This window comes from Paraburkholderia megapolitana (assembly GCF_007556815.1).
Classification (GTDB): Bacteria; Pseudomonadota; Gammaproteobacteria; order Burkholderiales; family Burkholderiaceae; genus Paraburkholderia; species Paraburkholderia megapolitana.
On record NZ_CP041743.1, the window covers coordinates 255780 to 280185 of the forward strand.

General features: G+C 63.5%; 18 protein-coding genes. 6 read left to right on the plus strand and 12 right to left on the minus strand.

The annotated features are described in order from the left end of the window. Positions 1–518: 518 nt before the first annotated feature. From FNZ07_RS01075 to FNZ07_RS01095, 5 genes are all read left to right on the plus strand, one after another. Positions 519–1178 (plus strand): NADPH-dependent FMN reductase, encoded by a 660-nt coding sequence (locus tag FNZ07_RS01075; protein ID WP_091007237.1) that lies wholly within the window; start codon positions 519–521, stop codon positions 1176–1178. Positions 1179–1577: 399 nt separating this feature from the next. After that, on the plus strand, positions 1578–1793 hold the full coding sequence (locus FNZ07_RS01080; protein WP_091007240.1) for an HlyU family transcriptional regulator: 216 nt from the start codon (positions 1578–1580) through the stop codon (positions 1791–1793). A gap of 296 nt (positions 1794–2089) precedes the next feature. Beyond that, the gene (gene iaaH / locus FNZ07_RS01085) at positions 2090–3544 is read left to right on the plus strand and encodes an indoleacetamide hydrolase (protein WP_091007243.1); all 1455 of its coding nucleotides are present in this window, start codon (positions 2090–2092) and stop codon (positions 3542–3544) included. A 9-nt stretch (positions 3545–3553) separates the two neighbouring features. After that, complete coding sequence (locus FNZ07_RS01090; RefSeq protein WP_245811332.1) at positions 3554–4339, plus strand: CDP-diacylglycerol diphosphatase; 786 nt, start codon at positions 3554–3556, stop codon at positions 4337–4339. 231 nt (positions 4340–4570) lie between these two features. Beyond that, positions 4571–5518 (plus strand): fatty acid desaturase, encoded by a 948-nt coding sequence (locus FNZ07_RS01095; protein ID WP_091007249.1) that lies wholly within the window; start codon positions 4571–4573, stop codon positions 5516–5518. Here the strand turns inward: FNZ07_RS01095 and FNZ07_RS01100 are convergent. The 3 genes from FNZ07_RS01100 to FNZ07_RS01110 form a co-directional block, all read right to left on the minus strand. Beyond that, positions 5515–6111, minus strand: a complete 597-nt coding sequence (locus FNZ07_RS01100) for a hypothetical protein (RefSeq protein ID WP_143098012.1) — start codon at positions 6109–6111, stop codon at positions 5515–5517. The two genes, FNZ07_RS01095 and FNZ07_RS01100, sit on opposite strands and share 4 nt — an antisense overlap. Before the next feature lie 454 nt (positions 6112–6565). Beyond that, positions 6566–6940 carry a tautomerase family protein gene (locus FNZ07_RS01105; RefSeq protein ID WP_143098013.1) on the minus strand — a complete coding sequence of 125 codons (375 nt, stop codon included), beginning with the start codon at positions 6938–6940 and terminating at the stop codon, positions 6566–6568. A gap of 23 nt (positions 6941–6963) precedes the next feature. Continuing rightward, a complete protein-coding gene (locus tag FNZ07_RS01110) occupies positions 6964–7764 on the minus strand; it encodes an acetoacetate decarboxylase family protein (protein WP_091007258.1) in 801 nt (266 codons plus the stop codon). Between the two features lie 236 nt (positions 7765–8000). Between FNZ07_RS01110 and FNZ07_RS01115 the strand changes: the two genes are divergently transcribed. Next, positions 8001–11057, plus strand: a complete 3057-nt coding sequence (locus FNZ07_RS01115; RefSeq protein WP_143098014.1) for an AAA family ATPase — start codon at positions 8001–8003, stop codon at positions 11055–11057. On the opposite strand, the gene FNZ07_RS01120 is transcribed toward FNZ07_RS01115, so the two are convergent. From FNZ07_RS01120 to mdtN, 9 genes are all read right to left on the minus strand, one after another. Beyond that, positions 11054–14167: an ATP-binding protein gene (locus FNZ07_RS01120; protein WP_170275647.1), complete on the minus strand. Its 3114-nt coding sequence runs from the start codon at positions 14165–14167 to the stop codon at positions 11054–11056. The two genes, FNZ07_RS01115 and FNZ07_RS01120, sit on opposite strands and share 4 nt — an antisense overlap. Next, positions 14164–15873: a helix-turn-helix transcriptional regulator gene (locus tag FNZ07_RS01125; protein WP_091007265.1), complete on the minus strand. Its 1710-nt coding sequence runs from the start codon at positions 15871–15873 to the stop codon at positions 14164–14166. The genes FNZ07_RS01120 and FNZ07_RS01125 overlap by 4 nt, the downstream gene beginning before the upstream one ends. A gap of 132 nt (positions 15874–16005) precedes the next feature. Further along, positions 16006–16422: a DUF3331 domain-containing protein gene (locus FNZ07_RS01130; protein WP_091007268.1), complete on the minus strand. Its 417-nt coding sequence runs from the start codon at positions 16420–16422 to the stop codon at positions 16006–16008. After that, a complete protein-coding gene (locus FNZ07_RS01135; RefSeq protein WP_144269452.1) occupies positions 16419–17240 on the minus strand; it encodes a helix-turn-helix domain-containing protein in 822 nt (273 codons plus the stop codon). Before FNZ07_RS01135 ends, FNZ07_RS01130 begins: the two co-directional genes overlap by 4 nt. Before the next feature lie 389 nt (positions 17241–17629). Beyond that, positions 17630–18043 carry a Ros/MucR family transcriptional regulator gene (locus FNZ07_RS01140; protein WP_091007274.1) on the minus strand — a complete coding sequence of 138 codons (414 nt, stop codon included), beginning with the start codon at positions 18041–18043 and terminating at the stop codon, positions 17630–17632. A 174-nt stretch (positions 18044–18217) separates the two neighbouring features. Then, the gene (locus FNZ07_RS01145) at positions 18218–19693 is read right to left on the minus strand and encodes a mechanosensitive ion channel domain-containing protein (RefSeq protein WP_091007277.1); all 1476 of its coding nucleotides are present in this window, start codon (positions 19691–19693) and stop codon (positions 18218–18220) included. Then, positions 19694–21187 (minus strand): MdtP family multidrug efflux transporter outer membrane subunit, encoded by a 1494-nt coding sequence (locus FNZ07_RS01150; RefSeq protein ID WP_091007281.1) that lies wholly within the window; start codon positions 21185–21187, stop codon positions 19694–19696. Continuing rightward, positions 21187–23304, minus strand: a complete 2118-nt coding sequence (locus FNZ07_RS01155) for an FUSC family protein (RefSeq protein ID WP_091007285.1) — start codon at positions 23302–23304, stop codon at positions 21187–21189. Before FNZ07_RS01155 ends, FNZ07_RS01150 begins: the two co-directional genes overlap by 1 nt. Further along, positions 23301–24395 carry a multidrug transporter subunit MdtN gene (mdtN, locus tag FNZ07_RS01160; RefSeq protein WP_091008811.1) on the minus strand — a complete coding sequence of 365 codons (1095 nt, stop codon included), beginning with the start codon at positions 24393–24395 and terminating at the stop codon, positions 23301–23303. The genes FNZ07_RS01155 and mdtN overlap by 4 nt, the downstream gene beginning before the upstream one ends. Between the last annotated feature and the right edge of the window lie 11 nt (positions 24396–24406).

Sequence of the window (24406 nt, forward strand, 5' to 3'; positions counted from 1 at the left end):
AGTAAATGGGCTGGACTCAAGCTAGCGAGATAACGTGAGCGCAACTGTATCCGCCTGATTTATTGGGGAAATAGGACTGCTCTGAAATGACGCGACACCGTATGGTCGTCGGGTGAACCGTAGAACGGTCATGTAGATGGTGGGCAGCTACGTGGCGTGATGCCGATGGGCACGCTCGCGTCGCGAGCGAAAAAAAGGCCCCGTGCATCAGCGATGCCGGGGCCTAATCCCATGTCAAGGAGATGTCATGGAGGAGACGATTCGATCATAGCCACGACACCGTATGCGACCAACAAATCCTTTCCGATAAGCTTATCCACGAATGTTTGCTGTGCCCGACGGCGTCAATGAGATAACCCTGCTCGCGTATATCGTTATCAGAATATGTCGGTTCTCGCTGCTACCATCGGTCACTAAGATGACGGTTTGAATAGCGGTCCCCGTGTTGGAGACCGCCCGTGCCCGCCGCGCGCAACACCTGCGCGGCCGCCGGCAGCCGCTCACGAAGGAGCATTCCGTTGACCAGTTTCGATCATCATCGCCGGCCGCTCGTCATTGGCATCGGCGGTACGACGCGCGCAGCTTCGTCGACCGAGCGAGCGCTCGGTTTCGCGCTGCGCGGCGCCGAGGATGCAGGCGCGCGCACGCGTCTGTTCGGCGGCGAGTTTCTGCATAGCCTGCCGCACTACGCCCCCGAAAATCCGCAGCGCACCGCCGAACAGCTCGAGCTGATCGAAGCCGTGCGCACCGCCGACGCCCTCATCATCGCAACGCCCGGCTATCACGGCGGCGTGTCGGGTCTCGTGAAAAACGCACTCGATACGCTCGAAGAACTGCGCGCCGACGAACGTCCGTATCTCGACGGCCGCGCCGTGGGCTGCATCGTCACCGCCTACGGCTGGCAGGCCGCGGGTTCGGTGCTGACCTCCCTGCGCTCGATCGTGCATGCGCTGCGCGGCTGGCCCACGCCGTTCGGCGCCGGCATCAATACGCTGGAAACCCGCTTCGACAGCGTGGAGTCCTGTTCCGATCCGAAGGTCGTCGAGCAGCTCGCGACAGTCGGCCGCCAGGCCGCCGACTTTGCGCTCGCGTTCAATGCGCATCGGCAGCCGGTGCGTCTCGGTGCCGACACAGTGACGGAGTCGCGCACGGCGAAAGTGCTGTCGCTGGCCAGTTAGCTATCGGGACCAGTTCCGCCAGGGCCGCACCACGCGCCCTGGCGCACTGCAAACCGCGTTGCAAACCGCATTGCAGGACACTAAGCAGCAGTCACCGTTTCACCTTCCCAGCCCGCCTCCACCCGCTTCGCTTCTACCTTGAGCATCAGCACGGAAGAAGCCCGCGGCGTGCGCCAGCCAACAGACCATTCGCAGTCCACGACGGATAGTCGACACCAGTTTCTCGCTTGCGTTACCACGCAGTCCGTGAAGACCGTTCCCGGTTCCCGCTGATTTGCTTGCGACGAAAGATTGGTTCACCGTGCGCACGGCACACCCTACGCTTGTGCCTGCCCGTTCACTTTCCGATCGTCGACATGCGTACTCTTACGCAACGCGGGCACGATCATCGCGACGACCATGAATCGACACATTCACTACAAGGGTTATGAAGTCGCACCGGTAGCGCAGCGACTTCCCAACGGCCTCTTCGCGGCTAATCTCACCATCGAGAAAGCCGTGGCAAACCAGAGCCGCGCGTACTCGTTCGACGCGCTCGACTACTTCTTCGACGAAGAGCATGCGCTCGCCTATGCGTTCCGCTGGGGACGCATGTGGATCGACAACCGGCAGTAGCCTTTACTGCGGTCACAGGTAGAAAAACGCCAGGGCGCCGCGGCAACGACCGGCCGCCGCCGGTGTTGTCGTCGCGCGCAACCAGGTTGTGCCAGAATACGCACCATCCTCGCTTCGCCCATTTCCCCCACCATGTCTGACACGCTGACGGATGCTGCCGGAGATCGCACGATCTGGGCGAAGCGCGTTCGGGGTCGCGTCGCGAGTGCCAAAGGCGTCGCGGCCGACGGCGTCATGCCAAAGCACATGCCCCTCGCGCCGCGCTTCATGAAGAAGCCATTCCAGGAACCTGCCAGATGGCATTGACCGTCGACGAACAGCTCTCTCTGACCGCTACCGAAGCGGTCGCGGCGATCCATACCGGACGCCTGAAAGCCACCGATTACGTTGCAACGCTACTGGCCCGCGCGGCCGCCCTCGCGCGCCTGAATGCGCTGACCGTTCTGGCAATGGAAGAAGCGCTTGCCGCCGCGCAGCGCATCGACGCACTGCCCCCCGACGTGCGCGCGCAACTGCCGCTCGCCGGACTGCCCGTCGTCGTGAAGGACAACATCAATACGCTCGGCCTGCCGACATCGGCGGGCACACCGGCGCTGGAAGGCTTCGTGCCCGCCAGCAACGCGCCGTCGGTGCAGCGCCTGCTCGATGCCGGCGCGATCGTGCTCGGCAAGGCCAACATGCACGAGCTCGCGTTCGGCATTACCAGCACGAACCTCGCGCCGCACGCCGGGCCCGTGCGCAATCCGTACGATCCGAGCCTGATTCCCGGCGGCTCGTCGGGCGGTACGGCCGCGGCGATCGCCGCGCGCATCGTGCCGGCCGGCCTCGGCACCGATACCGGCGGATCGACGCGGATTCCGGCCGCGCTCACGGGTACCGCCGGGTTTCGTCCGTCGGTCGGCGACGGCCGGGCACAGCGCCGCTATCACGATCCGAACGCCGTCGTACCGATCGCGCACACACGCGACACGGTCGGCCCGATGGCGCGCACGGTCGCGGATATCGCGCTGCTCGACGGCGTGATCACCGGCGACCACACGCTGCCCGCCGTCGCTCTGGCGCACCTGCGGATCGGCCTGCCGGCGCCGCTGTGGGAAGGGCTCGCGAGATCGGTGGAAGACGTCGCGCGCGACGCGCTCAAGCGGCTCGAAGCGGCCGGAGTAACGTTCGTGCCGGTCGAGATGCCGGACCTGCTGAAGCTGAATCTGCTCGTCGCCACGGCCATCGCCCTGCACGAGCCGCGCGAAGACGTACCGGCGTGGCTCGTCGCCAACCGTGCGCCGGTCCAGACCGTCGAGGCGATCGCCGCCCGTATCGCGAGTCCGGACGTGCGGATCGCCTACGACATGATCCTCGCCGACCGGTTCGGCGGCGATTATTACGAGGCGCTGACGGTCTGGCGTCCGCAGCTCCAGCGGCACTACGCGGATACCTTCGCCAGCCACCGGCTGGACGCGCTGCTGTTCCCGACCACCCGCCTCGCCGCGGTGCCGCTCGACGAGATCAACGGGTCGTCGAAGGTATCGATCGACGGCGCCGAACCGATCGACGAAATGAGCGCGTACCTGCGCAATACCGATCCGGCCAGCGCCGCCGGTATTCCCGGGCTCTCGCTGGCCGCGGGCATGACGAAGGAGCGCCTGCCGGTCGGCATCGAGATCGACGGTCTGATCGGCAGCGACCGCCGTCTGCTCGCTATCGGCATCGCGCTCGAGCAGGTGCTCGGACAGTTGCCTGCGCCAGTGCTCTGAACGATGCGCGTGATCTCCCGCCTCATCTCGGTGCGCCCGGCGCTACGTTTCACCTGTGCAGTCCTGCTCGCCTGTGCAGCAGCCGGCTGCGCGAAGCTCGCCGCCGTCGATCACGATGCCCTGTGGAAGATCGTCTATCTGCAATGCGTGCCGGCGGCCGAAGCCGGCAGCCACAACTACGGCCAGTGCACGAGCGTCGACCTGCAACGCCGCTACGCAATTCTCAAGGACATCTCCGGCCGCGCGCAGCATTTGCTGATTCCCACCGATCGCGTGACGGGCATCGAAAGTCCGCAAATTCTCGAAGCCGGCGCGCCGACGTACTGGGCCGACGCATGGACGTCGCGGCGCTATGTCGAAGCGTCGCTTGGAAAATCGCTCAAGCAGCCGCTCGCCGACGACCAGATCGGCATCGAGATCAACTCCGAGTACCGGCGTTCGCAGGACCAGTTGCATCTTCATATCGACTGCATGCGCGCCGATGTGACCGACGCGCTCGCGCGTCATCGCGACGATGCGCCGGGCACATGGCGTTGGGACACGATCGACGGCAAGCGCTACCGGATCATGCGCGTGACGTCTTTGACCGATGCCAGCGATCCCTTCCGCCTCGTCGCCCGCGATCAAATCGGGCCGCAGGCGATGGCCCTGCAGACGATCCTCGTCACCGGTGCCGGCCCGTCCGCGCCCACCGATGGCTGGCTGGTCCTGAACAGCGACCTCGATATGACCGGCGGTACCGGCACCGCCGAGGGCCTGCTCGATCATGCGTGCCGGATCGTCAGTCGCGACTAGCCAGCCGCCATCCAGGCGCGCGTCGATTCGGGCTGCATAGCGCCGCCCGGTACGCCGGCGCTATGCAGCTTCCCGCACAAGCTTTGCGCAACAAATTGGTTCTGTGGCGCAACCCGAGCCGATAGCATCGGCCCTGTTGCGTGTCCGGGCGCCTGCTGCGTCCGGGTCTTCCTGAACCGCCTGTTCCATCGCCGCAGCGCTTCCGGCATCCAGGCCCGACCGACCCTGCCGATGGCGATCTACCTCGACGATATGCAACGTAAAGCACTGGCGCGTCTCAGCACCACATGGAGCTGGCGCACCGAGTGGCCTACGTGGTTGTTGATCGTCGTGATCTATGGCGGATGGTTTGGGGTTGCACTGCATGCACGCCCGCTCGGATTGCCGCTGGCGGTCGTGTTGCTCGCGCTGTTGAGTGCGTGGTACCTGTCGTTGCAGCACGAGCTGTTGCATGGTCATCCCACTCGCTCACGGGTCTTCAACAGTCTGTTCGGTCTCGCGCCGCTCGCGGTGTGGTTTCCGTATGGCATCTATCGCAACTCGCATTTGCGGCATCACGACGATACGCAGCTGACGCATCCCCAGCTCGATCCCGAAAGCTATTTCGTCGACGCACCTGCATGGCAGCAGACCGGTACGGTGCTACGCGGTCTGCTGACCGCGCGCAATACGTTTGTCGGACGCCTCTTGCTCGGCCCCGCTTTCTCGATTGCGGCGACCGCGACGCATGCGGTGCGCAAGGTTGTCTCCGGCGACTGGCGCGATGTGCCGACATGGTTTGCGCACGGTGCCGCACTCGTTGCGTTGACGTGGTGGCTCGATCGCGTGTGCGGGATTCCGGCGTGGTGCTTCATCATCGGTGTCGGTTATCCGTCGCTCGCCATTGCGTCGATCCGCTCGTTCCAGGAACACCGGGTTGCCGATGCGCACGAACATCGCACGGTGATCAACGAAGCCGGGTTGTTCTGGCGTCTGATGTTTTTGAATAACAACTACCACCTGGTGCACCACGACTTGCCGCATGTGCCGTGGTTTGCACTTCGGCAAGTCTATGAAGCGTCGCGCCAGCAATATGTGGAGCGTTCGGGCGGGTTTCTCGTGCGGGGTTACAACGAATGGTTGCGACGCTATGCATTCGCACCGGTTGCAAGTCCGGTGCATGGGGATCTGCCCGACTAGAGCGAAGCGTGTTGCTCGACGAGCGGGAGTAGCACCAGCGACAGTTCCTCGAGCGCCGCGAGTTCATTCGGCGAGAAATCGTCGGAATCGATGTTTCGTTGCAGAAGAACGATCAGCAGCGAATCGGGTTGTCGCATCGCGATGAGGCATCGGTGTGCAGGCGGCAATAGATCGGACGAGCCTCCTGCTTCCGGCTGCAAGCGGATCAATTGCGGGCCCTTCTGATCAACGAGCTGCGTTATCAGCGCTTCGGGCAAGCCTTTGCGGATGCCCGCATCGACCAGCTCCGAGCCATACAGCGGCGCGCCATCGATAAAGCGACGCGCGTGTGCGTCGACCTTCCAGACCGATACGTGCATACCGTCGATTGCAACTGTGCTGTCGACCAGTTGCTGCGTCGCGAGAAAGAACCCGGCAGTCCCTATGTGAGAAATCACTCTGCCGATTTCCACCATGACGTTCGGCGCGATGGCCTGCAATGCTTCGATATTGCAGCTCGTAGAATTCTGCTCGCCCTCGCCGGGTTTAAGGTTGTTCTCGTCTGTCGTGCTCGCCGGTGCTTGAACTGGTGAAGATGGTGTTCGCTTTTTCACTCGCACTCCAGGACGTCTCGCTCACTTTATGGTTCGGTGCCACCCGGTGTGGATGCGGGCTGTGTGCATGCGCGCGGTGCGCGTGCACTAACCGCGGCTGGTTGGGTACCTACCGTTGCGGAGCGTCTTTTTACAATGGCAGACGAGAAGTATCGGCGAAGGCACCGGCGTGAACAATACGGTCACTCAGAATTACTTGCAACATCTAAAAAATAATGTCGCAAGTCTCGCCGATACGATTATCAAGGGTTTTATATATTTTTATGACCCGATGGCGGTACTTGTCTGAAACCCTGTCAGCGAATAGGGTTATTTGTGCGAGATATTAAAAGACGTAAGCCGGGGACCGGCATTTCTGTAAGCGCGTCAAATCAATTTGATCATGGGTTCATGCGGGAAACGACTTCGTACGAACAAAGTGTGATCGAGAATACCGCTGTAATCGTCGGTGGCGCTATTCGCCCACGACGTCCGGCATGATCTGCCCCATCTCCATCGCCTGGCTGGGCGGCACCTCCTGGATGCCGATGACGATCTGGTCATCGGCAGCGCCCGTTGCAGTCTGAAACAAGGTCCAGAGACGCTGCAGCAGGCCCCGTTTATATTCAGCGGTGCGGCCGCTGCGGATCAGCAGCGTCAATGCAGCGGTCGCCGCAGGTTCGCCCGCGGTGAACCCATTGCCCGGCGGATACTCCTGAAACACCACGTGCACCCAGTTCTTCGGTACGCCGGCATATTCCGCATGCAGCGTCGTCAGGTCGCCCGCGAGCCTGTATCTAGACTCGTTGCTGAACACACCCGCTTCGGTCGTCAATGTATAGAGCGGCATCGGATCGACTCCCGTACTGACAATCACCCGACGTAGTTCTTCAGAATGCGCAGATCCGTCACGGAGTACGCCATGCCGAGCCGATAACCGCGACCGACGCGCAGCGGCGCGATCAGATGCATGTCCTCGCCGGCCACCTCGGGAATCTTCAGTTCCGCCGACCCAGCCCAGACATCGACGATCGCGAGATTGTCGGTGAGCGACATCGTGAGTTCGTCGACCGGTGGTTTTTCCTGCAGGCCGGCTGCGAGTTGCGGAAAGTAACGGCGCATCGTTGTCGGCCGATTGAAAACGGTCGTAGGGTCCGCGACAGCTTCCTCGAGCTGGATACGCGCAGTGGCCAGCCGTTCGCCATGCGCCGACACACTCGCGCCGAAGCGGCTTCCCGTGGCAAGCGGCGCAGCGGCCAGACTCGGCGCGGAGAAGCTCCGCGTCTGATAGACGCTGGCGAGTTTCTTCGGAAACCCCTGCGCCCATCCGCGAGCAATCGCGGCATCGTTATCGACGAAGATGTACGGGCAGTAGTTGACCGGCACGCCATCGAAAATCGCTTCAACCAGAACGAACGCTTCACGGTATTGATAGCGCGCGGGGTCGGTCAGTTCGTCGTTGGAGCCCGTGAACTGCCAGTCGAGAAACCAGAAGAACGCGCGCCCCGCCGATTTCTCATCGACCGTCACCCCAGGCGGAAGGAGCGCAGCGATCGCTTTCGGGTCGGCCCAGTATTCGATCGCCATGCAATCGCTGGAGTAGTGCCACGGCGGCAGCGTCGCGAGCGCGGACTTTCCATGCGGTGTAATGGGCACTGAAAACGCTTTGGGCATTTTGTTTCGTCCTCGATGGCGTGACGGGAGGGAGCGACGAACCATTATTGTCGAAGGCGTCAGCGCGTCCTATCCCCCGATCGGGGGGCGCAAGCATCGACCGGAAATCTCGCCCGTCGAGGTCCTCTCCTGCAGGAATATCCACGGTTTTCGCAGGCATTTTGCCGGTATAGAATCGGCCGGATATTTAAAACCAGGGTCGAGGGAATGAACGAGTCGTGCGGTCGGAGACAAACGTGAGCGATTTTCCGCCCTTCCGGCTTGATCGAGCCAACCAGTGCGTCTGGCAATCCACACCAGACGGCGGCGAGCACCGGCTCAACCTCCGGCCGCGCGCCTACGACATGCTTCAGTATCTGGTCGACAACGCCGGCCGCCTCGTCACGCACGACGAATTTCTCGATGCGCTCTGGCAAAAAGTGCTTGTGCAGCCGGAAGTTCTGAAGGCTCACATGCTGTCGATACGCGCCGCGCTAGGCGACGATCCAGCGCACCCCAGGTTCATCGAAACACATCGTGGCCGCGGTTATCGCTTCATCGCGCCGCTGCAAAACCCACTGCCAGTCAATACTGTCAATACCGTCGATGCAGGCAAACCGGCTCATGGCGCATTCGTCGGACGTACTCCGCAGCTAAACAAGCTCAAGGCGCTTTTCGACGAAGCCTGTGCAGGCGAGTCGCGGGTCGTGTTCGTCGCCGGCGAACCGGGCATCGGCAAGACCACGCTCGTCAATCAGTTCCTCGAATCGCTCGAGGGCCGCGCCGACGTGCTGACATCGCTCGGGCGCTGCGTGGAGGGGTACGGCGGCACCGAGCCGTATTACCCGGTGCTCGAAGCGCTCACGCAACTGGTGCGCGGCGACGCCGGCGCGGCCGTCACGCGCAGTCTGATTTCGATTGCCCCGACCTGGGCCGCGCAGCTTCCCGGTTCGGTGCCGGAGCGACATCGCGCCGCGTTGCAGCGGCAACTGGTCGGCGCCGTCAGTGGCCGCATGTTGCGCGAAATCTGCGAGTTCTTCGCCGCGCTGTCGGAGCAAAGACCGCTCGCGCTCGTCTTCGAAGATCTGCACTGGTCGGACTATTCGACGGTCGACATGCTCTCCGCCCTCGCCCGTCAACGCAATCACGCGCGGTTGATGGTCATCGCCACCTATCGCCCCGAAGATGCGGAAGTCGTTCAACACCCGCTGTGCCGGTTGAATCGCGATCTCGGTTTGCAGAAACTCTGCCACGGCATCGTGCTCGAACCGCTAACCGAAGGCGCGATCGCCGAGTACCTCAAAGGCAAGGCACAGCACGCTCGCGAGGACGACCTCGCACAACTGGTATGCGAGCGCTCCGGCGGCAATCCCCTCTTCATGGTGGCCACGCTCGATCATCTGGTCGCGCAAGGCATCGCGCAATCCACACCCGATGGATGGAAGCTGCATGTGTCCGCATCGGAAGTGCGACTCGAAGTGCCGCTTACGTTGAGCCAGGTCATCGAACATCGCATCCAGCGGTTGACCCCCGAGCAGCAACGCGTCCTCGAGGCCGCGAGTGTAGCGGGGCTCAAGTTCGACGCGGCTGTGCTCGCTCCGGTCACGCAGATAAGCCAGGAATGCGTCGAGGAAACCTGCGAAGCGTTGTGCCGGCAGGAAAGCTTCATCCGTCGCGAGGCACCTGCGCCGCCCGGTCGGATTGCCACGGCACGCATCTACGCATTTCGTCACGCGATGTACCGGCAGACCTTCTATGAACGTCAGGGCACGCTGCGCACCGCGCGTTCGCATCTACGGATTGCGGAAGAACTCGAAGCACGCTCCGCTACCGGAGAACGTAGCGGCATCGCGGCCGAGCTGGCCCAGCATTTCGCGGCAGCGAGGCAATGGTCGCGCGCACTAGCCTATCTGCGCATCGCGATCCAGACAGCCAAAAAGCGCCTCGCCTACAACGATGCGCTCGCCATTCTCGACCGCGCGATGATGCTGGCCGCCAATCTGCCGGACAACGCACGCGCCGCTGCGGAAGTGGAATTTCTCGAAGGGCGCGTGTCGATCTTCACCGCGGCGCACGACAGGCGCGCGCGAGAGACCTGCGAGCAACTGGCGGCGCGTGCGGCAAAACTCGGGCTGATCGATATTCAAAGCCGCGCATTGCTGAGCCTCGCGTACGCCTATAGCTGGCGCGATCAGCTTCGTTGCAGCCAGATCATCGACGAAGCGCTGGCGCTCAGCGAACAACAGACCAATCTGCAGCAACAGGCGCGTACGCGTATCAGTTGTTACGTCTGGAAGATGTGGGTGCGCGGCTGGCATGCCGACGATATCCATCGATGCGAAGCTGCCCTCGAACCGTTACGCGACGGCGATGATCCATTCACGACCGCCTGGTCGCAGTGCGAATACGCCATGGTGTTGATGGTGTCCGCCCGCTATCAGATGGCTCAGGACACGATCCTCGCGAACTACCAGTTCCTCGTCGATCACGATGAGAACCGGCCCGAGTTCAACATGGCGCGCGCCACGTGGATGGTCAATCTCGGCGTACCGTGGACGTTGCTGTATCTCGGCGACTTCGGGCGCGCGCAGCAGGAGTTCGACCGGGCAATTGCGATGTTCGGCGTCAACGGCAATCGCTACGGTGCCGACACGCTCACGCTATATCGCTGCTGGCTGCAATTTCACGCGCAGGACTTCGACGCGATGCTCGCGTCCTGCACGCAGGTTCTTGCGGAAACCTCTTCCGAAACTACCGGCCGCCGCTCGACGCTTCCCGCAGAGCAACGGCTCGGCATTCTGCTGAAGGGACTGGCTCACCTGGGCCTCGGCGACACCCGCGCGGCGCGCGTTCATCTGCTCGACGTGATGCAGCGCATGGACAGCGAACCGGTGATCTTCGACTGGTACTGGCGGCTGTCACTCGAATGGGGACTCGCGAATCTTGCGCTCGCGGAAGATGCACTCGACGAAGCGACATCGCACGCCGCGCGTCTGGTCAAGCTTGCAACCGAAACGGAAGAGCGCACCTGGCAGGGTCTGGCGTGGGAGACACAGGCGCGCGTCGCGTTACGCTCTGGCGCAGCAACGGACGCCGTGCGCTACATCGACGCAGCGCTCGCGGCCACGCAGCACTTCGACACACCGCTTGCAGACTGGCGCATTCATGGTACGGCGAGCGATGCCTATAACCTGGTGGGCGACACCAAAAACGCGGCCCATCATGCCGAACTCGCAGCGACCAAAAAAACGGCGCTTGCTGCGAGCTTGCCGGCCGGACATCGTCTGCGCGAGACACTGGAGACCGGCGGCTAGTCCGCGGGCTGTTCGGCAAGACGCCGGCCAAAGCCGGCATCCGGCGAGAGCGAGCCAGCCAGTTGCCCCCGTGCTTCGACGCAGCGTCGCCGCGCACATTCCGCGCGCGATATGTCACCACGTGCCTCATGCAACCGCGCCGCCGTGCGATGCAAACGCCAGTTTGCGAGTGGGGTCTCGAAGCCGTCGGTCGCGGAAAAGGCGGCATCGAGATGCGACATCGCACGCTCCAGATCACCCTCGTTCAACGACACGCTCGCCATCGTTTCCCATGCAAGCGCCTGCCAGGTTCGCTCGTCGGTAGCGAGCGCGCGTTCGAGTAGCCGGCGCGCGCGCCGCTGCGCCACCTCGAGATCGCGACACGCGAGAGCGAGATTCGCCCAGCCCCATTCGAGCGCGAGCCGCCAGTACCAGTCGAACATGATCGGTTCGCGCTCCATGTGTTGTTCCGCGTCTGCGAAGCGCGCCTGCGCGGCCGCACTCTCGCCGAGCCCTGCATGAGCAAGTCCCGCGAGAATCGTCCAGACGCGCTGTTGCGGCGGCAGGAACGCTGCGCGCTCGCGCGTGTGAACGTCGGAGGCGGAATGATCCGCGGCCTCGGCGAACTGTCGGTCAAGATCGACCACAATCTCGAAGTCCATCGTATGAACCAGCAACCAGCCGCGATAGACCTGCAGGGTACGCGCCGCGAAGTAGTTGGCGTTGTCGTGAAAGATCTGGATACCTCGGTCGAATTCGTCGAGCGAGCGGCCCAGGTCGCCGAGCGACATCAGCGCCCATGGAACGCCCAGACGCGTCATCCACATCGCGCGTGAGATATCGAAACACGGCTGCTTCAGCGCCTGGTCGTACAGCACGCGATAACCCGCCTGCACGGTGTTCAGCGCGGTGCGGTAGTGCGTCGACACCATCAACAGCATGCAGTGTTCGAGTTGCGCTTTCGCGATGGACACGGGCTCGCCGATCTCGCGCAAGGCAGCGAGTGCATCCACGCATTGCTGTGCACCCACTGCGTTCCAGCCTTGCGCCCAGATCCGTCTGACGTTGCATTCGACCTGCGTCGCCGCGCCAACCCGTCGATCCGGAAACGACGCAGCCAGCGTGAGCGCATCGTCGAGACATGTCACCGAACGAACCTGATCGTTCCAGCCTAGAACGTACGCAAGACCGAGCATCGCGCGCAGTTGCGCCCCGGTCTTGCCAAGCTGGATAGCCTGTTCGTGTAACGTCCGATAGGCATCGACTGCCTGCGGGTCGTGGGCGGCGGCATACAGCGCCGCGCGCGCTTCGGCAAGCTCGATGCGCTGCGCCGGGCGCAAGTCCGCCGGCAGGTGCTCGATGAACGTATCGCCCTGATCGAGCATCGTTAGCGCTTCGCGGTAGGCATAGCGCAGCTTCGCGGTCTGCGCAGCAAGGCGCAGATAGTCGAGCGCCTTGTCCCATTGCTGCGCGTCGGCGAAATGCCAGCCCAGTTCCGCTGCGATCCCGTCGTGGTACCCCGCGAGAAACAGACGCTCGAGACGCTCGCCGATCGACCGGTGCGACGCGGAGCGCCGTGTCTGTCCCTGGCGATCATAGAAAACGCTGCGCACCAGCGCGTGCGTAAAACTGAACAACTGCGCGCGTGTACCATCGGGCAAGCTACGAATGCCGCCGCGACGAATAAACTGGCCGCGCCGCGCCAGATCGTCGCACAGGTTTTCGAATGTCTCGAACGTCATCGCGGCCGCTTCCGCAGTCGTCGCCGACATGAACGTCAGCCCCGCCACGCTCGCCGTTTCGAGCGCGCGTAATGCATCGGGTGGCAATCGACGGATGCGCATCTCGATGACCTGGGCAATCGTATTCGGCAGCGCATCGCGCAGTTGTGCCGCCGGTGCGCACTGATACCAGCCGCGCAGCGTTTTTTCCACGAGTGCCTGCTCGTGCAGATGCTCGAGAATCGCCTGCATGAAAAGCGGATTGCCGCCGGAGCGCCCGGCGACGAGGTCCGCGAGTTCCTCGTCGAGCGGGTTCAGATTCGCACCATGTGTGAGCCAGTGGCCGATCGACTCGAACTTGAGCGGCACAAGGTCGATCGCCTCACAGGCGCCGCGCCGCAGCAGCGCGTGATGGAGCTTCAGCACCGGGTGCTCGATGGACGCGGCTTCGTCGCTACGGTAAGCGACTACCAGCATGAACCGCAGCGGATCGTCGAGTCGCGCGAGCGCGGACAACATGTCGATCGTCGAAGCATCGGCCCAGTGCAGATCGTCGAGCACGAACAGTAGCGGGCGCGTTCTCGCCAGCGCTTGCAGCAGATCGCAGATCTCGCGCATCATGCGCTGCCGTCCGGCACCAAGCGTACGCGCGAGCAGCGATTCGCGCACGGCCACCGGCACATGAGCCGGCATCAGCACAGCCCAGGTCGGTGCGATCGATACGAGGGCTTGCATTGCAGCTTTTCCGTCTGCACCGCGGCATAGTCGGCCGAGCGCTTCGAGCACCGGGTAATACGGCTCGGTTCCGCCGTAACCTTCGACACAGCCGCCGCCCAACACCCATGCATCGCCAGGCGGTGCTCCTGCGAGAAACTCGTCGATAAGCGTCGTCTTGCCGATACCGGCCTCGCCGGTGATAAACACGATCTGGCGCGTGCCGGCCCGGGCCCGCTGGTGTGCGGCCAGCAATGCATCGAGCTCCAGCGTGCGCCCCACGAAACGTTCGGCCCGGCGCGCGAAGAAACCTGACTGGGCCCCGACTGCAAACGTGTCGACCGGTGCAATGAAGCGATAGCCTCGCCCGCGCTGCGTTTCGACATAGCGTGGTTGCGCAGCGTGATCACCCAACGCACGGCGGATCGCCGCGACGTGTCCCTTGAGCACCTCGGGCTGCACATGAACATTCGGCCAGACCGCTTCGAGCAATACGTCGGACGACACCAGTCGCTGTGCGTGTTCGACGAGATGACGCAGCACAGCGAAGGTTTTGGGCGGCAGGTCGATGCGAGTGGCCGACGCCTGCGCCGGGTTCAACTGCCATAGACATTGATTGGACAAGTCGAGCCGAAAACCGGGGAACTGCAGCGATGGGGAGACGCGAAAGTCGGGGACGCGAAAATCGGAATTCAAGCGGAAAGACTCCTCGGTATCGGGATCAGACCGAGACGAGTGACGAGTGTGACCGCCTCGGTCCGGTTTCTGACCGACAGCTTGGCATAAAGATGTTTCGCGTGTGACTTTACCGTTTCGGGCGCGATGCACAGCTCGCCTGCGATCTGCTTGTTGGACAGCCCGCTTCCCATCAGCTCGACGATGCGGCGCTCGCGCTCGCTGAGTCCTGTGCCGGTGTGCGTACCCGTGTGCGGGCGCGGGGTTGCCTCGGCCATGAGCGGTTCGTCGGCCAAGTTCGCATCGCGTTGCCGGTGCACGAGCAGCATGCCCGCATACGGCAGCAGTTCGCGCGTGTCGCTGACCGGAACGATACGCTGCTGCACGATCGCGTCGATGAGTTCGGCGACACGAGCACTGCAATTGACGAGCGTTTGATGCAGTCCGACCGACGGCGCAAGTCTGAGCAGACCGACGAGTACTTCGACCGCTTCGCCGCGTTGCTCCGTCACGAGCAGCGCTTCGACCAGCAACAACGCAACAGGAACCGCCGCATAGAGACTGCCGCGCCAGACCATGTCGCGATGAACCTGCCGTAGCGATGCGATATCGACCGTACAGGGGGAGCGAGCCAGTGCGACGCGCGCGCCGGCGATCGTGTGGAAACGCGCAATCTCGAGGCTCACGTGGTTGCTCGCCCGCTCTTCGCCGGCGAGTTCGGCGAGACGTTGCAGACACTGGGCCGCCTGCTCGACGCGGCCGCTGCCGGCCTCGATCTCGATCTGCTGTGCAAGGCTCGCAGCGCGCAGTCTCGGCCAGCCGCGTTGTTCGGCTAGCGTCTCGGCTTCCTTGAGTATCACCCGTGCCCGGCTGGCTTGCCCGCGGCCGACGGCGATCTGCGCAAGCAACCGATGCGCACGCAGTGCGCTTTCGAGCGTGCAGCACTGGCGGATGCTTGCCATCCTCGCGACGACCAGCACTTCCGCTTCGTCCACCTGGCCCTGCTCGTAGAGGACCTGCCCAATCAGGCATGCGGGAAATGCATCGGCGGGAACGTGCTTGCCGATATGGCGACGACCGACTTCGAGCGCATCGGTAGCGAGCAAACGCGCCGCGTTGAAGCGCATCTGATCGAGCGCGACGGCGGCATCCAGCGCGAGATCGAAGAGCGCCGAGATTGCCTGCATCCGCCCTGGCTGACTATCGAGCCTGCTGCGTTCGACCGCGTGGAAACGCTCCAGATCGCCGCACCGCCAGTACACGCTGCGGCACACCGTCAACGCGACATGTGCAGTCGCTGCGTTTGCGCCGGGCCCACGCGCAGACAGTGCGGCGGCCAGGGCCGCGGACTCATCGTCCTGCAGCACGAATGCCGCCGCGCGCAGCGCGGCGATCTCGCAGCGTAGCGCCTCGCCCGCCGCTACGGGCAACCTGCTCGCGTGGTGTTCGAGCTGGTTCGCGATGACGAGCACCTCGCTGCAATCGAAGCGCATCAGGATCTGCCAGGCCCGCGCGACGTCGCGGCGAATTTTCGCGAGACCGATATCGACCCGGACAGCACCGGTGCGTGCAATCTGCGGCGCCTCCCGGGGATAAATGCCCTGCGGAAGATGGGCGGGAAAAGGCGCACGCAATGCGCCGGTCTCGAACGAAACACACGGCATCGCCGCCGTCGTCGACGTCCGTACTGCTTTCGAAAAGCTTTCGTGCGCAACGATATCGTTCATGCCAGGCTCCGTCGGGACATCAGATCGTCGCAATCGCTCAACGAAGGGTGATGTCGTCCAGACTAGTCCTGGCACCGTTACGAAGCGTGATGATTCGGTTATTTTTCGGTAATGGCGCGGTCGTGATAGAGCCTAGACCGGTCTTCCTTCTTCCAGTCGCGCGATGGCAGCCACCGAGATCGACCGGAAGCGGCGGGCCCCGCCACGCTGTCGAACGTTCGGACGATAGATCAGATCGCCAGCCTGATACGACTCGCCGCTCAGTGAGCACACGCCCCTATGACGGGCGGTGCGCATAATCCAGGTCTGCTCGCCGTACCGCCCAGATGTAGCGTCGGCCCAGCAGAGCACGATCGAGGTTTGAGAAAGACGCTCCAGAATTTCGACGCACGGAGCATTGGGTATCGAATCCCGGCGTCGGTATTCCGGTAGCGTCGATGCCCCACGCGCCTCGACGTCCTTAAACGCCACGAGCGACGACATGGTGCTCATGGGGCTAAGCGAGCCCAGTATTTGCAGCCACCGTTGATCATCCACACTGTCGTTCATAGCCCCTCGTCCGCGTCGATGTGCATTGCTGCTGCGATCCGCGTGCGCCACACGTTAGGCGGCTCGCCGATCGCACGCTTGAAAACCGCGGTGAAATGCGCATGCGAGCTAAAGCCGCAACTGAGCGCAATGTTCAGCACACTGAACTCCGACGAACGCAATAGCTTTTGCGCATGTTCGAGCCGTCGTTGCAGCAGGTAAGCGTGCGGCGAATAGCCGGTCGTCGAACGAAACTGCGCGGCGAAATGCATGCGCGTGAGCCCCGTGCTGGCCGCCACTTCGGCGAGTCCGATCGGATTGGCGAGATTCGCTTCGATGAAATCGATGGCCCGGCGCAGACGCCACGTCGGCAGCGCCGCATTGCGCGAACCCGTGCGCGCCGGCATGCCGTCCATGCGTCGTGCCAGCAAGCGGGCAACGATCGCATCGCAGACGCTGTCCGCGTACATGCGGCCGAACGTATCGGCGAGCGGATTCGCATCCTGCAGCGCGAGTGCGAGCCGTTCGACGGCAACGTCACGAAAGATGCGCGGACTCTGCCCCGCGAGATCGGGCCGTACGAGTTGCCCCCCGGCTTCGTCATAGCGTCGCGACAACAGGGCCGGCGCGATAAACAGGTGCATCACGCGACATGGCGATGCGTAAAACGCCTTCACGCTTTCTCCGGGCGCCGTGATCTGGATCGAACCAGGCATGACCGGCCCATCGCAGATGATCTTGCCGTCGTGCTGAAACTTCAGTGTGGTGGCGCTCAGACTGATGCCGACCGTATAGAAACGCTCGTCGCCCACACTCGATACTTCGTGCGGCTCTGCCACGTCATCGCCCCAACTGCCGGCGAGAATGCGATCCGCGGCGGCTGTATCGACTGAGGAAAACGGCGGGCAGCGCCAGCGCTCTTCGGCCCGGACGATCGAACTGTCGCTCGCGCACTGGCGTGCGCCCAGGCCACGACCGGTATCCTGACGAGCCCCCGGCGCATACTCATGCTCGCTGCCTCCTGTGACTGTCTGGACACGATGTTGCTCCCTGTCAATGCGCCGCGCTGCCGGACCGGCTGGGATGCAGCGAGCCGGCGGACACCATTGGCTCCATGGCGCCCTGCCCGCAAGCCGCTTTCATTGATGAGCATCATGCGCGAGACCGCCCGTGCTCCGGTATCCCTCGAATGGGTGACGCGGTCGCACGCGAGCGCCCGCGCTTTCCTTCAGGACTTTCCAGGACCTCGCGCCTTGATGGCACCCGTCAGATGATTTCTCGCGATGGTCGAGCGCAGCGCCGAGTAGGCCGGCGCGACCATCGGGTAATCGGCGGGCAAGCCCCACTTTGTCCGGTACTGCTCGGGCGTCAAACCGTAGCGATGCTGCAGATGGCGTTTCAGCGACTTCATTTTCCGGCCGTCCTCGAGGCATACCAGATAGTCATCGTGGACCGATTCGTCGATCGGGACCGCCGCCCCGGCCTGCAGACCGGCTTCGTCGTCCGCGTCGCGCAACGCAGCGAGAGCGGCATGCGTGCTGGTAATGAAAGCCGGTAGCTCGGCGGCCGGCAGCGGATTGCACGAGACGAAGCTCGCCACGATCTCGGCGGTCAGTTCGAGCAGATGAGCGCGCTCCGTCATGGGTAGTCTCGCGAACTCACAGGTCTGGACTCAGCGAGTAAGCTGCCCGAAAGCAGCGGGCGGATGCGCGCGACACCATAAGCTCGCCTCACACTGAGATGGGATACGAGGTCAAGGTAGCGGCGCGCCGAACACGGGTCAATCACCCGAACGGGGGCAAATCCGCACGCTGGGTTAGAGATGCAGTCCATGCAGTGCCTCCACGCCGCGGGCAATCCATGCGGCGAGACCGTGCGGCGTCGCGGGCATGTCCTTGCCCAGTTCCATCAACGCGTGGCCACGTCGTTCGCGCTCCGCGAGCTTGGCCGCGAGTACGTGGGTCATCTCGGGATGGCGCTTCAGCAACACAGCAATCGCGGTTCCGGGCAACTCATACACGATCGCGTAGGTCTGCGCGGAGATGTCCGCCCCGGACGCCACGCCAGCAACAGGCCCGCTCTCGCCGAAATATTCGCAGGGCGCGAAGCGCATGACGTCGACGGACACGCCATCGTGCCGGGTCGCCGCGTTGATCACGCCATAGCCGACCAGCGTGATCGAGGTCGGCACGTCGCCGGCTCGCAGCAGCATCTCGCCCGCGGCAAGCTCGCGCACCCGCAGCGCGCTCGCGAGCTGTGCCTTTTCTTCCCACGTCAGTAAGCCGAAGATGTTGATGCTGTCGATCAGACGACGTCCAACCGAACGCTCACCCGAAGCATCTGCGTCGTTCGTTGACGACTGAAACAGCGACAGCGCTTCAAGGTGTCGATGCGCGGCGTCGAAGAACGCGTTGAGCGTGTCGTCGGTGCTACGGCCGTCCGAGACGAAGAACGACACTTCGTAATCGGTGGCCTGCCATCCGACCGACTTCGTGACGACGCTTGCGGGCCGCGCGGCATCGATACCGACACACGATTCAACCGCCAGCCGCAGCGCCGACACCACCGACGAAGGACGAACCGTCGGGCTCGCCTGAAAACGCACCACCGTCGCGTGCGCGCCCGCCGGAACGCTCGCATTGACGACTTTCGACTTCGCGATCGCCGAATTCGGCACGACGATCAGATCGTGATTGCCTTTGAGCACATGCGTCGCGCGCCATGTCACTTCGCGCACCTGGCCTTCCGAGCCATCGTCGAGCACGATGTGGTCGCCCACCCGGTACGGCGTGGTCGCATTGATCACGAAACCGGAAAACAGATCGGCGAGCGTGCTTTGCAAAGCCAGCCCCAGCACGATCGCGAGCGCGCCCGAAGTGGCAAGTACACCCTTGAGCGGAATGTCGAACACATCGGCGACGATGGCGACCGCGGCGGTGAGGTACAGCACGGTCTCGACGACATCGAGCGTAAAGCGCTCCTGACGCGTGCGGTCGTTGATCACGTAATAGAGTCGCAGCACGGCAGTCGCCGTCGATGCCGCCAGCAACCACCAGACGATCTGCACCGCGCCGCGCGCAAAGCGGTATTCGGCGGAGGCGCCGAGATCGGGCGTTTGTGTCGGCGAAAATTGCGCGTGCAACATCGCAACCGTCAGCGCAGCAAACGCAAGACAGCGCAGCACGGTGCGCGGCAGCATGTGGCGCATGCGTGCGCCCCACAACAGCACGATCAGATTCAGTCCAACCGCGGCGACCGGCAACAACAACGGTGCGAGCGATTGGGGGACCATCTAGTGCTCCCCGCTCTTAGCAAGAGGGGGTAAATCGTCGCTGCGATAACCGCCGCCCAACGCCCTTGTCAGGACAATTTCTGCCTCGATCTCGTCGCCATTCAGTTGCAGTAGCGCGAGTTGTCCTTCGATGACGGGCGCCCTTGCCTTCATCGCCGCGGCGCGGTCGGCGAGACCGCGTTGATACTGCGCCTCGGTGCTGTCGCTGGTTACGCGGATCGCGTCGATCCTCTCGCGCTGCAATTGCGCACGATGGTCGAGGTCGTCGATCTCGCTGCCGGTTTGTGCGATGTCGCGCACCGCGTCGAGCACCGCCTCGTTGTACTGCTCGATCAGTGTGTTGCTGGCGGCACGTGCGCCATGCAAACCCGCGTTCAGACGACCGCCGTCGAAGATCGGCAACGTGAGTCCTGGAATGAAATTAATCTGCTCGCCCGAACGCGTGAACAGATCCCGCATGCGTAGCGCGTTGAAGCCGAAAAACGCCGTGATGTCGAAGCTCGGATAGAACGCTGCCTTGGCAGCATCGACACGGTCGAACGATGCCGCGGCAAGCCAGCGCAGCGCCTGCAAATCGGGCCTGCGGTTGAGCAGTTCGAACGACAGTGTTGCAGGCAAACCTACCGACGGCGACGGCAATGCAACCGGCGCGATCTCCGGTAGATCGTTAGGGCCTGCTCCCACCAGTGCGCGCAGTGCCTCGCGTGTCTGAACGATCTGTTCCTGCGCCGATGCGATCTGCTGGTCGAGTGCGAGCAGTTGTGCGCGTGCTTCTGCCGATTGAGTCAGTGCCTCAAGACCTCGTTCATGACGCGCGGTTCGGGCATCCAGTTCAAGCGCGTCGACGCTGCGCAGTTGCTGCAGCAAACCCAGGCTCACGTAGACAATCTGGATCTGGTAATAAAGCTGCGCGACACCCGTCGATACTTCCAGCTCCGCCTGCGCCGCCTCGGCGCGCCGTGCGTTCTGCTCGCCGAGCGCCGCACGCACGAGGTCGCGCTGCTTGCCCCAGAGATCGACGTCGTAGTGCGCATCGACGCCGACGAGCCCGGTCCAGTACCACGGCCCGTATGCGCCGATGGCGGGATCGTGCGAAGAGTACGCACTGAGGAAACCGTGGCCGGACACGTGCTCGCGGTCCGCTTCGGCAAGCGTCGACGCCTGCAGGCCAGAACCCGCGCGTATCAGCTCGACCTGGGCGTGTGCCTGCGAGACATGCTCGCGCGCAATCGCCAGTGTCGGTGCATGACCGAGCGCGCGGTCGATCAGCGCATCGAGTTGCGGGTCGCGATACTGATCCCACCAGCGCGCGGAAGGCCAGCCTTCGCTCGCGAGATGGATATCGTCGGCGAGACGGATTTGTTCCGGCGCGATGAAGGCTGCGGGTGGGCGGTCGTGATGAATCAGTGCGCACGCAGTAACGCATGCACAGACCGGCAACAGTATTAGCCAGCGGCGCACGAAACGCGGCAGCGGAACATGAATGTCACGCATCACGCTATTCCTGTCGGTGTGGAATCGACACGCTGCGGCGACATTACTTCATCCGTCGACCATTTCGGTAAGCCGGCGAGCGCGGCGTCGATGCGGGTAGCCCACTCCAGCAAAGCAGCACTTCGTTCACCGGCAGCCCGGTCCGCTACTACGCTCGTCAACGTCGTCAGGTCGAGCGGTACTGGTGGCGTTACGAGCGGTGGTTCGCTCGACAACTGCTGCGCGTAGCGTTCGAGCGAATCGCCGAGGCTCCGCTGGAGCGCCCCGCATGCCTGCATCAAGCCGGCTCCGGATGCACCAACGCGTCCAGCATCGAACATGGTCTCGTCGTGGAAAGCGTCGCTTGCCAGCAAGATCGAGCGGCTCTGCACGAGTACCGTTTGCACGAGCAGAGTGACGCGGGCCGTTTCGCCTTCGCGCCAGTCCGGTTCGAGCGCGACCCGTGCGAGCGTCGCTTCGCAATCCGCGAGCATCGCCCACGCGGTCGATGCCGACTGGGCCTGTGCAACCGCTCCATTAGCACCGGCTTCTGCCGCCTGCGCATGGCCGCGCGCGAGCGCCGCGATTGCACGCACAACCTTCGACAGCTGCGCACGCAACGCATCGGCCTCGCCTTCCGGCCACACCGACATCTGGATAAAAGTCGCCACGCCCACGCCAAGCAGTATCCCCACTAGCCGGTCGCGGATTTCGGTGAGATCGGACGGCGGTGCGAACTGTTCGAGCAACGCCAGCGAAAACGTGAACATCATCTGCAAGCCGGCGTAGCTGATCCGCTCGGAACCCGCCGACACCCACGCTCCGAGTGCGATGACGGGCAAGCTCATCAGCAGGAGTCCCGTCACGCTTTCCAGGTGCGGAATCACGAACGCGACCATGAATAGCGCGAGACCGCTGCCAATCAATGCGCCGCTCAGGCGCAGCAGACCGTGTCGGCTCGACGCGCCGAGACTGGGCAATGCGACGACGAGGCAGGTCAGCATGATCGTGTGAATGCCGGGCCAGTTCACCGCGTTGTAGAACACGTAGCAGATCAGTACCGACAGCAGCGTGCGGAGCGCGAAGCGGGCGTAGCGCGGGTTGGAAAAGGCATCCGGCGGTAGTAACGCCGGCGGCGCGGGCGGTGGTGTGCCGGCATGCGCGGCCTGGGTGCTCGTTGCATCCGCTAGCGCTTCGATCGCACGCTGCATCGCCGCTACGGCGGGAATCGACGTCGGTTCGTCATGTCTGCGCGTAGCGATCGGTCGCTGTAACGGTACATCTTCGGTAATCGCGGCGTCGAGCGCGGCTACTTCGCTCTGTATGCTGCGGATCGCGGCAATACCCGCGGCATCCGATTGTTGTGCTGTAGCAGGCAATCCGGCCGCCGCCTCGTACAACCGGGACACCGTAGTTACGCATGCGAGCATCGCCGCGGCTGCGGCCTCGCTGTAGCGCGTACGCATCGTGGAGAAGCGCAGGAGTTTCTGCAGGGACGTCGCACCCTGCTGCAGATCGCCTGCATCGAGTGCGACCGGCATGACATGCGTCGGCTCGACCAGCGCAGATAGGCGCACCTGCACCGCGACGAGTTGCCGGTGCATCGCCGCGCGCAATTGCTTCTCGGGCTCGGCGGGCAACAGGATTGTATTGATGATGAGCGCGACGACCACCGGATAGTTAACCGCGGACCACACCCATAGCAAACTGCGCACCAGTGCTTCGGCGTTGTCGGTCAAATCGACGAAGCTCTGCGCATAGATCACGATGATCGCGATCAGAAAGAACACCAGGCCGAACTTCGTCGCAGCGCGCATCAGATACACGCTGCAAAAGAAGATCGCACTCGCGACGACGAGGCGTAGCAGCGGATAGTCGAAGGTCAATCGATAGAGTCCGGCCGCAATCGCGATCGCACAGGTCGTGCCGATGACAAGGCCCAACGCGATCATGCGCGTCAACACCACGTTGGACTGCGTGACATAAAACACGGCCATCAGCGACAGCGCCAGCTCGGGTACGCTCAGCGTCATCGACGCGACAATCACGATGGCGCTGCCCAGTACGCAGCGTAGCGTGACATTGCTGCGTCCCGGAAACGCTGTCAGTTCGCGCCGCAGGCCCGTCACGGTGCTCATGGCTGGGCTCCGACTGTGGCCACCGTGTCATGTCCGCCGGAGCGCAACACCGCCACCGCCGATGTTCCGATCCGGAACAGCCGCGGGTCCGGACGATCGATCAGGATCTTGACCGGAAAGCGCTGCGCAACGTGCACCCAGTTGATGCTGCGCTGAATGTTCGGCAGACCGTTCGCCGTGCCTCCACCGTCCTGCGGATCGACGCCATAACCGACCGAGTCGACCGAGCCGCTAAAGCGGGTTCCGGTATCGCTCATGAGGTACACGGTCGCTCGCGTGCCGGGATGGATCTGGCCGAGTTCGTTCTCGCGGAAATTCGCTATCACGTACCAGTGTCGCGTATCGATCAACGTAAAGACCGGCTTTTGCGCAGACACATACTCCCCGACCGATGTGCGCAACTCGACGACGCGTCCATCGAAGGGCGCCCGCACCATCGCGTACTCGAGATTGAGTTGCGCCGACGCGATCTCGGCCTGCAACACCGAGCGTTGCGCCACCAGCGCATCGACACCGCTAACCGCGGCCTGTGCCTGGCGAGCCTGTGCCTCGGCGGCTGCCAGTTCCGCAAGCGCCGAGCGCTGCGAGGTTCGCGCGCGATCGAGGTCGTCGGCGGAGACGTAACCCTTCTTGATCAGCGGCTCCATTCTCGCGAGCGTATCGCTGGCCTGGTTCGCCGCCGCCTGGGCACGCGCGACCGCTGACTTCGCCGCCGCCGCACCGAACGTCTGTGCGTTCACGCTACGCTGCGTCAACGGAATCTGTGCATCGAGCTGCACCAGCGACGCTTTGGCGCGCATCAATGCGTATTGATATGGCCGCGGATCGATCTCGAACAGCAGATCGCCCTGCTTGACCGCCTGGTTGTCGTGCACGGCGAGGTTGACGATCTTGCCGCTCACTTCCGGCGATACGCCGATTGTGTCCGCGTAGGCGTAGGCATCGTCGGTGCGCGGCGAAGTATCGACGCGCCAGATCACCGCAATCGCCGCGACCACGGTCAACGCGATCAGCAGGATGGCAGGCCAGCTTCGTGGGCGCTTCGCCGGTTTCGCGGCGCCCGGGGTTGCCGCGCTCAGGTTGGAACTCATCTTCACACCGT

What these genes read in the sequence shown, in the direction of transcription:
- FNZ07_RS01080 (WP_091007240.1), top strand. Translation starts at nt 1,578, where the DNA reads ATGAATCGACACATTCACTACAAGGGTTATGAAGTCGCACCGGTAGCG.
- iaaH (WP_091007243.1), top strand. Translation starts at nt 2,090, where the DNA reads ATGGCATTGACCGTCGACGAACAGCTCTCTCTGACCGCTACCGAAGCG.
- FNZ07_RS01095 (WP_091007249.1), top strand. Translation starts at nt 4,571, where the DNA reads ATGGCGATCTACCTCGACGATATGCAACGTAAAGCACTGGCGCGTCTC.
- FNZ07_RS01105 (WP_143098013.1), bottom strand. Translation starts at nt 6,940, where the DNA reads ATGCCGCTCTATACATTGACGACCGAAGCGGGTGTGTTCAGCAACGAG.
- FNZ07_RS01110 (WP_091007258.1), bottom strand. Translation starts at nt 7,764, where the DNA reads ATGCCCAAAGCGTTTTCAGTGCCCATTACACCGCATGGAAAGTCCGCG.
- FNZ07_RS01125 (WP_091007265.1), bottom strand. Translation starts at nt 15,873, where the DNA reads ATGAACGATATCGTTGCGCACGAAAGCTTTTCGAAAGCAGTACGGACG.
- FNZ07_RS01130 (WP_091007268.1), bottom strand. Translation starts at nt 16,422, where the DNA reads ATGAACGACAGTGTGGATGATCAACGGTGGCTGCAAATACTGGGCTCG.
- FNZ07_RS01140 (WP_091007274.1), bottom strand. Translation starts at nt 18,043, where the DNA reads ATGACGGAGCGCGCTCATCTGCTCGAACTGACCGCCGAGATCGTGGCG.
- FNZ07_RS01145 (WP_091007277.1), bottom strand. Translation starts at nt 19,693, where the DNA reads ATGGTCCCCCAATCGCTCGCACCGTTGTTGTTGCCGGTCGCCGCGGTT.
- FNZ07_RS01150 (WP_091007281.1), bottom strand. Translation starts at nt 21,187, where the DNA reads ATGCGTGACATTCATGTTCCGCTGCCGCGTTTCGTGCGCCGCTGGCTA.
- FNZ07_RS01155 (WP_091007285.1), bottom strand. Translation starts at nt 23,304, where the DNA reads ATGAGCACCGTGACGGGCCTGCGGCGCGAACTGACAGCGTTTCCGGGA.
- mdtN (WP_091008811.1), bottom strand. Translation starts at nt 24,395, where the DNA reads ATGAGTTCCAACCTGAGCGCGGCAACCCCGGGCGCCGCGAAACCGGCG.